Origin of the sequence: Streptomyces sp. WM4235, assembly GCF_001279725.1 — a bacterium.
Lineage (GTDB): Bacteria > Actinomycetota > Actinomycetes > Streptomycetales > Streptomycetaceae > Streptomyces.
Genome location: NZ_LGDE01000090.1, coordinates 89,274 through 98,695 on the forward strand (window position 1 = coordinate 89,274; position 9,422 = coordinate 98,695).

A 9,422-nucleotide genomic window follows, 5' to 3' on the forward strand; every position below is an offset into this window, starting at 1 on the left:
GGGAACGGAAGCCGGTTGCCTTCGGGGCCCGCCGCCACCGACAGTGGGCCGATGACCGACATGCTGACCGTCCGACCCGCCGGGCCCGGGGACGCGTCCGACATCTGCGCACTGCTCAACGCCGTCGACGTCATCGAGATCGGCAGACCGGAAACGGACCTCGGCACGGTCAAGGCCGACCTGCACCACCCCGGCGTCGACCTGGCGAGGGACTCCTGGCTCGCCTTCCGGGCCGGCCGGCTCGTCGCCTACGCGCTGGTCTGGGCCGACGCCCGGCCGGGGCGGGTCGAGGGCGACCACTACGTGCTGCCCGGCGACCCCGAGGCCGCCGTACGACTCCTGGAGCTGATGGAGGTCCGGGCCCGCAGGATGGCCGGCGCGACCCGCGCCGCCGCACTGCGGCTCCAGCTCAACGTGAACCCCACCCTCGACACCGGCCTCCTGACCCGCCGCGGCTACCGCTCCGTGCGCCGGTACCAGGTGATGACCCGTCGGCTCGACGCCGCCCGCGAACGGTCGCCGCAGCCCCCCGACGGGCTGACCCTGCGTCACTGCGCCGCCGACGCGGCCGACCCCCGCCGGGCCCACGCCCTGGTCGAGGAGACCTTCGCGGCGCACTACGGGCACGTGGAGCGCGCGTACGAACCCTGGCTCGACCACCTCGACGCCCGCCGGCTCGACTGGTCCCTGGTCTGGATCGCCGCCCTGCCGGCGCGGGGCGACGTAGCCGTCCTGCTCACCCGGGACGACCGCATCAGCATGGGCTGGATCAGCCACATCGGCGTGCGCGGGGACGTCCGCGGCCGGGGCATCGGCGGATTCCTGCTGCGCCACGCCTTCGCCGCCTACGCGGAACGCGGCCGGGACACCGTGGGACTGGGCGTGGACACCCACAACGAGAGCGGCGCACTGGCGCTGTACGAGGCGCACGGAATGGGCCTGCACTACGCCGTGGACACATGGGAGCTGCCTTTGCACTCGCAGGGGTGACAGGCGGGTGACGCGAGGGTGCAATCGGTCCAACCGGAGGTGTATGGGACCCCTCATAGGGTGACATTGGCCCCTAAGTGAGACTTGGGATCCCTAGGAGGCACTCCATGCGCGGAGCCACCCACGCCAAGTGGGCCGCATGTGCGGTGGCCGTCGCCCTCGCGGCGACGGCCTGCGGCGGCGGCGGAAGCGACGGTGGCGGAGGCGAATCGGGGATCGTCAGCTCCTCGTGGGGTGACCCGCAGAACCCGCTGGAACCCGCCAACACCAACGAGGTGCAGGGCGGCAAGGTCCTCGACATGATCTTCCGGGGCCTCAAGCGCTACGACCCGAAGACCGGCGCGGCCGTCAACATGGTCGCGGAGAAGATCGACACGACGGACAGTCAGAACTTCACGGTCACACTGAAGGACGGCTGGAAGTTCAGCAACGACGAGCCGGTCACCGCGCAGTCCTTCGTCGACGCCTGGAACTACGGCGCGGACGTGCGCAACAAGCAGAACAACTCGCCGTTCTTCTCCGACATCGTCGGCTACGAGAACCTGCACCCAGCCTCCGGCGAACCCAAGACCAAGACGATGTCCGGACTCGTCGTCAAGGACGCCAAGACCTTCACGGTCGCCCTGAAGTCGAAGTTCTCCACCTGGCCCGAGACCCTCGGCTACCAGGCGTTCTCCCCGCTGCCCAAGGCCTTCTTCACCGACCACGCCGGCTGGCTCTCCAAGCCGATCGGCAACGGCCCCTACACGGTGGACTCGTACACCAAGGGCACCGCGATGAACCTGCGCAAGTGGGACGGGTACACCGGTGAGGACAAGGCGCAGAACGGCGGGGTGGACCTGAGGGTCTACACCGACAACAACACCGCCTACACGGACCTGATCTCCGGAAACCTCGACCTCGTCGACGACATCCCGGCGCAGCAGCTGAAGAACGTCGCCAACGACCTCGGCGACCGTTACATCAACCAGCCCGCCCTGATCATCCAGACCCTCACCTTCCCGCTGTACGACCCGCAGTGGGGCAAGGAGGGCATGGAGAAGGTCCGCCGGGGCATCTCGATGGCGATCAACCGCGACGAGATCACCAAGCAGATCTTCCGCGACACCCGCACCCCGGCCAAGGACTGGACCTCGCCGGCCCTCGGCGAGGACGGCGGCTTCAACGCCACCCTCTGCGGCGACGCCTGCGTCTTCAACCCCACCGAGGCCAAGAAGCTCATCCAGGAGGCCGGCGGCCTGCCCGGCGGCAAGATGACGCTCACCTCCAACGTGGACACCGGTTCGCACCGCGACTGGATGGACGCCGTCTGCAACAGCGTCAACAACGCCCTCGGCGAGGGCCCGGTCTGCACGGTCAACCCGGTCGGCACCTTCGCGGACTTCCGCAACCAGCAGAGCGCCTTCAAGCTCACCGGCCCCTTCCGCTCGGGCTGGCAGGCCGACTACCCGCTCATCCAGAACTTCCTGGAGCCGCTGTACTACACCGGCGCCTCCTCCAACTACGGCAAGTTCTCCAACCCGGAGTTCGACAAGCTCGTCGACCAGGCCAACCAGGAGAGCGACACGGCCAAGGCCACGGCCACCTTCCAGGACGCCGAGAAGATCCTCGCCGAGCAGATGCCCGCCATCCCGCTCTGGTACCAGAACGGCAGCGCCGGCCACTCCGAGCGGATCTCCGACGTGGCCCTCAACCAGTTCAGCGTCCCGGTCTACAACGCGATCAAGGTCAGCTGACCCCCACACGGATCCCGCGCCCTCCGGCACCCCCTCGGTTCCGGAGGGCCCACCGACACCCCGGAGCACTCCTTGGGACGCTACGTGATCCGGCGGCTGCTCCAGATGATCCCCGTGTTCATCGGCAGCACGTTCCTGATCTTCTTCATGGTGTACGCGCTGGGCGACCCGGTCGCCGCCCTCTTCGGCGACAAGGCGCCCGACCCCGCCACCGCCGCGCGCATCCGCAAGGACCTCTACCTCGACCAGCCCCTGTGGAAGCAGTACCTGCACTACATGGGGCAGATCTTCCAGGGCGACTTCGGCACCGCCTTCAACGGCCAACCGGTCACCGAACTGATGGCGTCCGCCTTCCCCGTGACCCTGCGCCTGACCCTGGTCGCCATCGTCATCGAGGTCATCGTCGGCATCACCCTCGGCGTGATCAGCGGCCTGCGCCGGGGCCGGAGCATCGACACCACCGTGCTGGTGCTCACCCTCGTCGTGATCTCGGTGCCCACCTTCGTGACGGGGTACCTGCTCCAGTTCCTCTTCGGCGTCAAATGGGGCTGGGTCCGGCCCACCGTCTCCGGGGAGGTCGCCTTCGGTGAGCTGATCCTGCCCGGCATCGTGCTCGCGCTGGTCTCCCTCGCGTACGTCACCCGGCTCTCGCGCACCTCCATCGCGGAGAACGTCAAGGCCGACTACGTCCGCACCGCCGTCGCCAAGGGACTGCCGCGCCGCCGGGTCATCACCCGGCACCTGCTGCGCAACTCGCTGATCCCCGTGGTCACCTTCATCGGCACCGACATCGGCGCCCTCATGGGCGGCGCCATCGTCACCGAGCGGATCTTCAACATCCACGGCGTCGGCTACCAGCTCTACCAGGGCATCCTGCGCAACAACTCCCCGACGGTGGTCGGCTTCGTGACCATCCTCGTCATCGTCTTCCTCCTGGCGAACCTGCTCGTCGACCTGCTCTACGCGGTCCTGGACCCGAGGATCCGTTATGCCTGAGCCGGAGCATCCCGCCTACGACCCGCTGCAACCCGGAGAGGGGGAAGCCATCGCCCCGACCGGACAGGGCGGACCCATGGATCTCGCGCTGGAGGAGGCCGAGAGCCTGGAGAAGCCACTCGGCGACGCACCCTCCGGCCCGGGGGAGAAGGCCCGCTCACTGTGGTCCGACGCCTGGTACCAACTGCGTCGCAACCCCGTCTTCATCGTCTCCTCGCTGCTGATCCTCTTCCTCGTGATCATCTCCATCTGGCCGCAGCTCATCGCGAGCGGCGACCCGCTGCACTGCGAGCTGTCGAAGTCCCAACAGGGAGCCTCGCCCGGCCACCCCTTCGGCTACGACACCCAGGGCTGCGACGTCTACACCCGCACCGTCTACGGCGCCCGCGCCTCCATCACGGTCGGCATCTGCGCCACCCTCGGCGCCGCCCTGCTCGGCTCCCTGCTCGGCGGGCTCGCCGGATTCTTCGGCGGCTGGGGCGACTCGCTGCTCTCCCGGGTCGCGGACATCTTCTTCGGCATCCCGGTCGTCCTCGGCGGCCTGGTCTTCCTGTCCGTGGTCACCAGCACCACCGTCTGGCCCGTGGTCGGCTTCATCGTGCTGCTCGGCTGGCCGCAGATCGCCCGCATCTCCCGCGGCTCGGTGATCACCGCCAAACAGAACGACTACGTACAGGCCGCCCGCGCCCTCGGCGCCGGCAACGGCCGGATGATGCTGCGACACGTCGCGCCCAACGCCGTCGCGCCCGTCATCGTCGTCGCCACCATCGCCCTGGGCACCTACATCGCCCTGGAGGCCACCCTGTCGTTCCTCGGCGTGGGTCTGCGCCCGCCGACGGTCTCCTGGGGGATCGACATCTCCAACGCCGCCTCCCAGATCCGCAACGCCCCGCACATGCTGCTCTATCCGGCCGGCGCGCTGAGCATCACCGTGCTCGCCTTCATCATGCTCGGCGACGCGGTGCGCGACGCCCTCGACCCCAAGCTGCGCTGAGGAGTGGGCACCATGCTGCTCGAAGTCCGCGACCTCCACGTGGAGTTCCACACGAGGGACGGAGTCGCCAAGGCCGTCAACGGCGTCAGCTACTCGGTGGACGAGGGCGAGACCCTCGCCGTGCTCGGCGAGTCCGGCTCCGGCAAGTCCGTCACCGCCCAGGCCGTCATGGGCATCCTGGACATGCCGCCGGGCAGGATCTCCCACGGCGAGATCCTGTTCAAGGGCAAGGACCTCCTGAAGACCAAGGAGGAGGAACGCCGGAGGATCCGCGGCGCCGAGATGGCCATGATCTTCCAGGACGCCCTGTCCTCCCTGAACCCCGTCCTCAGCGTGGGCGCGCAGCTCGGCGAGATGTACGAGGTCCACCGCGGGATGTCCCGCAAGGACGCCAAGGCCAGGGCGATCGAGCTGATGGACCGGGTGCGGATCCCCGCCGCCCGGCAGCGGGTGGGGGACTACCCGCACCAGTTCTCCGGCGGCATGCGCCAACGCATCATGATCGCGATGGCGCTGGCCCTCGAACCCTCCCTGATCATCGCCGACGAGCCGACCACCGCCCTCGACGTCACCGTCCAGGCCCAGGTCATGGACCTGCTCGCGGAACTCCAGCACGAGCTGAACATGGGACTCATCCTGATCACCCACGACCTCGGCGTCGTCGCCGACGTCGCCGACAAGATCGCCGTCATGTACGCGGGCCGGATCGTCGAGGCGGCCCCCGTGCACGAGATCTACAAGCGTCCGGCGCACCCGTACACCCGCGGCCTGCTGGACTCGATCCCGCGCCTGGACCAGAAGGGCCAGGAGCTCTACGCCATCAAGGGCCTGCCGCCCAACCTGCTCGCCATCCCGCCCGGTTGCGCCTTCAACCCCCGCTGTCCGATGGCCCGGCCGGCCTGCCGGGCCGAGGTCCCGCCGCTCGCCGACGTCGCCCCGGACCGCACCAGCGCGTGCTTCTTCTGGAAGGAGTGCATCGGTGCCTGAACCCATCCTGGAAGTGCGGGACCTGGTCAAGCACTACCCGCTGACCCGCGGCGTCCTCTTCAAGAAGAGGATCGGCGCCGTCAAGGCCGTCGACGGCGTCTCCTTCGACCTCGCCCCCGGCGAGACGCTCGGCATCGTCGGCGAGTCCGGCTGCGGCAAGTCCACCGTCGCGAAGATGCTGGTCAACCTGGAGCGCCCGACCTCCGGGGCCATCTCCTACAAGGGCGAGGACATCACCAGGCTGTCCGGGCGGGCCCTGAAGGCCGTACGGCGCAACATCCAGATGGTGTTCCAGGACCCGTACACCTCGCTGAACCCGCGCATGACGGTCGGCGACATCATCGGGGAACCGTACGAGATCCACCCCGAGGTGGCCCCCAAGGGGGACCGGCGCCGCAAGGTCCAGGACCTGCTGGACGTCGTCGGCCTCAACCCCGAGTACATCAACCGCTACCCGCACCAGTTCTCCGGCGGTCAGCGCCAACGCATCGGCATCGCCCGCGGCCTGGCCCTGCGCCCCGAGGTCATCGTCGCCGACGAACCGGTCTCCGCGCTCGACGTCTCCGTCCAGGCGCAGGTGATCAACCTGCTGGCCCGGCTCCAGGACGAGTTCGAGCTGTCCTACGTGTTCATCGCGCACGACCTCTCGATCGTCCGGCACATCTCCGACCGGGTCGGCGTGATGTACCTGGGCCGGATCGTCGAGATCGGCAGCGACATCCAGATCTACGACCACCCCACCCACCCCTACACCCAGGCGCTGCTCTCGGCCGTGCCCGTTCCCGACCCCGACGCCCGCGCCCACCGGGACCGGATCATCCTCTCCGGGGACGTCCCCTCCCCGGCCGATCCGCCCTCGGGCTGCCCCTTCCGCACCCGCTGCTGGAAGGCCGAGGCGCGGTGCGCGGCGGAGGTGCCGCTGCTCGCGATCCCGCGGGTCTTCCCCTCGGGCCCGGCGGCGCACCCGTCGGCCTGCCACTTCGCGGCCGAGAAGCGGGTGGTCCCGGGACCGGGCGAACTCCCGCCGCCGCCGGACCCGCCACCCGCCGGCCCACCGGCCCCGGAGCCTCCGTCAGCCGGTCCGTCACCCGGAGACCCCCCGTCCGAGGAGTAGCCGATCGGGCCGGTGGCAGCACGGGGGCTCACACCCGGCGATCATTTCCAGCCACCCCCGAATATGCGGAGAGCCTGGCCCAGGGTGACGACAACTCGGTTTACCTGGTGGCAACTTGACCGTTTCTGGCCCGAGATGTGAACCGGGCAGCCTGGGTCGGGTGCGGCCGTGCGGGTGCCGACAGCCGGCCGGGCAGGCGTACGGCCTCCCCGGCCGGCCTCCCCCGTGACCCTGCGCATGCACGGCGTGCGCCCCTTGTGCTGCCGGAATTCGATCGATGCGCTGGTACGGATAGTTATGATCCGTAGCGCACGGTGGGTATGAGTCCGCCGAGGCACGAATGCGCGTACCGATGTCCGCTCGACGTGGAGGTGAAACGCCGTGGCACTCTCGATCTCGGCCGTGGTGCTGCTGGCGATCGTCGTCTTCCTGCTGGTTCGGAGGTCGGGACTGAAGGCAGGACACGCCGTCGTGTGTGTGCTGCTCGGCTTCTATCTGGCGAGTTCGACCATCGCGCCGACGCTCAGCCAGCTGACGTCCAACGTGGCCAGCATGATCAGTGGCCTCAAGTTCTAGGACTCAGCTCGTAGGCTGACCCCATGAACGGTCTTCCCGCTCGTCGTCTGCTCCTCGTGCACGCGCACCCGGACGACGAGTCCATCAACAACGGCGTCACCATGGCCAAGTACGCGGTCGAGGGCGCCCACGTCGCGTTGGTGACCTGCACGCTGGGCGAGGAGGGCGAGGTCATCCCGCCCGACCTCGCCCATCTCGCGGCCGACCGCGACGACACCCTCGGCCCCCATCGCATCGGCGAGCTCGCCGCGGCCATGGGGGAACTGGGCGTCACCGACCACCGGTTCCTCGGCGGCCCCGGTCGCTTCCGCGACTCCGGGATGATGGGCGCCGAGCAGAACCACCGCCCCGGCGCCTTCTGGTCCGCCGACGTGGACGAGGCCGCCGCGTACCTCGTCGAGGTCATCCGGGAGCTGCGCCCGCAGGTCCTCGTCACCTACGACCCCGACGGCGGCTACGGACACCCCGACCACATCCAGGCCCACCGCGTCGCCACGCGCGCGGCGGAACTCGCCGCGGAGGGCGCGTACCGGCGCGATCTCGGCACGGCGCACACGATCGGGAAGATCTACTGGAACCGGGTGCCGCGCTCGGTGGTCGAGGAAGGCTTCGCCCGACTGCGCGCCGCCGGCAAGGCGCCCTTCCCCGGCCTCGCCGCGCCGGACGACGTGCCCGGAGTCGTCGCCGACGAGCGCATCACCGCCGAGATCGGCGACGGGGTCGCCGGCGAGGCGTTCGTCGCGGCCAAGGCCGCCGCGATGCGCGCGCACGCCACCCAGATCGCCGTGGACGGGCCCTTCTTCGCCCTGTCGAACGACCTGGCCCAGCCGCTCTTCGCCCGCGAGTACTACGAACTCGTCGCGGGCGAGCCGGGGGCACCGGCCGGCGAACGCGAGCGGGACCTCTTCGCGGGGGTGTCGGCATGACCACCACCTGGACCCCCGGCCGGATCGCCGCCCTGCTCGGCCTGCTCGTCGCCGGCGCGGTGGCCGGCGCGGCGGGCTGGCTCGTGGTGGGCCTGTGGTTCCCGGGCGGACTGCTGCTCGCGCTGGCGGCGCTCTTCGGCGTGTTCCTCGCGGGCCGGATCGCCACCGGAACCGGCATCGGCGTGGGCGCCGCGGTGATCGGCTGGTTCCTGGCCTACGTACTCCTCAGCCTGCCGCGCCCCGAAGGGGACTTCCTGCTCGGTTCGTCCGGAATCGGCATGTACGCGTACCTATTGGGCGGGACGGTGATCGCTGTGATCTGCGCCACGATGCGCGGCCCGGTCGACCGGCCGGTTTCGGCCGCGAAGCCCCGCCCGTGACGTGCCGTTGAGCGTGGACGCGATCCGATCGGGGACGGCTTGAGGGGGTTTGACGGATCGTTGAGTACCCTCTCGGAGCGGGTCAAGGGGAATCCCCGATTCCCCGCGAACAGTTGCGCCCGGGCGACGGCCAGTATGGTGGACGGGCCGCCGAGCTGCCCGCGCACGGTATGACGGGCGGCGGAGCCAACCGGGAGAACCTGCCTTGAGCCGTGAAACCGACAGTCCGTCCCCCGGGCCCCAAGGGCGCGGTGGAGCCGCCTACCCCTCGGGTACGCCGCCGTATGGAACCGGCCAGTATCCGTCCACGGACGCTGCGGCGACCACCCCGGAGGAGAACTCTGTGACTTCGAAGCCGTCCACGCCCGACTCCGACGGGCCGAAGACCGAGACCACCCTGACGACCCGGATCCGGATCAACATCCCGGGTTCGCGTCCGATCCCGCCCGTCGTCGTGCGCAAGCCCGTCAAGGACGCCGAGGGCGGCGCCGAGCATGCCGCGCCGGGCGCCGGCGAGTCCGCCGCGCCGCCCGCGCCGGCCCCTGCCCCGGCGCCCCTGCCCGTGCGCCCCCCGCAGTCGGCCCCGCCCTCCTCGGGGGGTTCGGAGGAGCCGGCCAGCAACTGGTTCGCGCCGCGCAAGTCGACCCCGCCGCCCCCGCCCGGCGACGGCGGCGCCCCCGCGGGCCCGCCGAGCGCCGGCCACGGCGCCGCGCCGGCCGGCCC

9 protein-coding genes and 1 pseudogene are annotated in these 9,422 nt (G+C 70.2%); all 10 read left to right on the forward strand.

What is annotated here, in order from left to right:
* The first annotated feature begins 51 nt into the window (after positions 1–51).
* Positions 52–990, forward strand: coding sequence for a GNAT family N-acetyltransferase (locus ADK55_RS09730; RefSeq protein ID WP_053677088.1), 939 nt, complete (start codon positions 52–54; stop codon positions 988–990).
* A 107-nt stretch (positions 991–1,097) separates the two neighbouring features.
* Complete coding sequence (locus tag ADK55_RS09735; protein ID WP_053677089.1) at positions 1,098–2,726, forward strand: peptide ABC transporter substrate-binding protein; 1,629 nt, start codon at positions 1,098–1,100, stop codon at positions 2,724–2,726.
* 72 nt (positions 2,727–2,798) lie between these two features.
* The gene (locus ADK55_RS09740; protein WP_053677090.1) at positions 2,799–3,722 is read left to right on the forward strand and encodes an ABC transporter permease; all 924 of its coding nucleotides are present in this window, start codon (positions 2,799–2,801) and stop codon (positions 3,720–3,722) included.
* Positions 3,715–4,716 (forward strand): ABC transporter permease, encoded by a 1,002-nt coding sequence (locus tag ADK55_RS09745; protein ID WP_053677091.1) that lies wholly within the window; start codon positions 3,715–3,717, stop codon positions 4,714–4,716. The genes ADK55_RS09740 and ADK55_RS09745 overlap by 8 nt, the downstream gene beginning before the upstream one ends.
* Positions 4,717–4,728: 12 nt before the next feature.
* Positions 4,729–5,703, forward strand: a complete 975-nt coding sequence (locus tag ADK55_RS09750; protein ID WP_053677092.1) for an ABC transporter ATP-binding protein — start codon at positions 4,729–4,731, stop codon at positions 5,701–5,703.
* A complete protein-coding gene (locus ADK55_RS09755; protein WP_053677093.1) occupies positions 5,696–6,817 on the forward strand; it encodes an ABC transporter ATP-binding protein in 1,122 nt (373 codons plus the stop codon). Before ADK55_RS09750 ends, ADK55_RS09755 begins: the two co-directional genes overlap by 8 nt.
* Positions 6,818–7,198: 381 nt before the next feature.
* The gene (locus ADK55_RS09760; RefSeq protein WP_053677094.1) at positions 7,199–7,393 is read left to right on the forward strand and encodes a hypothetical protein; all 195 of its coding nucleotides are present in this window, start codon (positions 7,199–7,201) and stop codon (positions 7,391–7,393) included.
* 23 nt (positions 7,394–7,416) lie between these two features.
* Positions 7,417–8,319 carry an N-acetyl-1-D-myo-inositol-2-amino-2-deoxy-alpha-D-glucopyranoside deacetylase gene (gene mshB / locus ADK55_RS09765; protein ID WP_053677095.1) on the forward strand — a complete coding sequence of 301 codons (903 nt, stop codon included), beginning with the start codon at positions 7,417–7,419 and terminating at the stop codon, positions 8,317–8,319.
* Complete coding sequence (locus ADK55_RS09770) at positions 8,316–8,699, forward strand: DUF6113 family protein (protein WP_053677096.1); 384 nt, start codon at positions 8,316–8,318, stop codon at positions 8,697–8,699. The genes mshB and ADK55_RS09770 overlap by 4 nt, the downstream gene beginning before the upstream one ends.
* Positions 8,700–8,904: 205 nt before the next feature.
* A pseudogene (locus ADK55_RS39145) lies at positions 8,905–9,422 on the forward strand (hypothetical protein); the annotation flags it as partial.

Coding starts and splice junctions, on each gene's coding strand:
- mshB (WP_053677095.1), top strand. CDS start 7,417: ATGAACGGTCTTCCCGCTCGTCGTCTGCTCCTCGTGCACGCGCACCCG.
- ADK55_RS09745 (WP_053677091.1), top strand. CDS start 3,715: ATGCCTGAGCCGGAGCATCCCGCCTACGACCCGCTGCAACCCGGAGAG.
- ADK55_RS09750 (WP_053677092.1), top strand. CDS start 4,729: ATGCTGCTCGAAGTCCGCGACCTCCACGTGGAGTTCCACACGAGGGAC.
- ADK55_RS09730 (WP_053677088.1), top strand. CDS start 52: ATGACCGACATGCTGACCGTCCGACCCGCCGGGCCCGGGGACGCGTCC.
- ADK55_RS09735 (WP_053677089.1), top strand. CDS start 1,098: ATGCGCGGAGCCACCCACGCCAAGTGGGCCGCATGTGCGGTGGCCGTC.
- ADK55_RS09770 (WP_053677096.1), top strand. CDS start 8,316: ATGACCACCACCTGGACCCCCGGCCGGATCGCCGCCCTGCTCGGCCTG.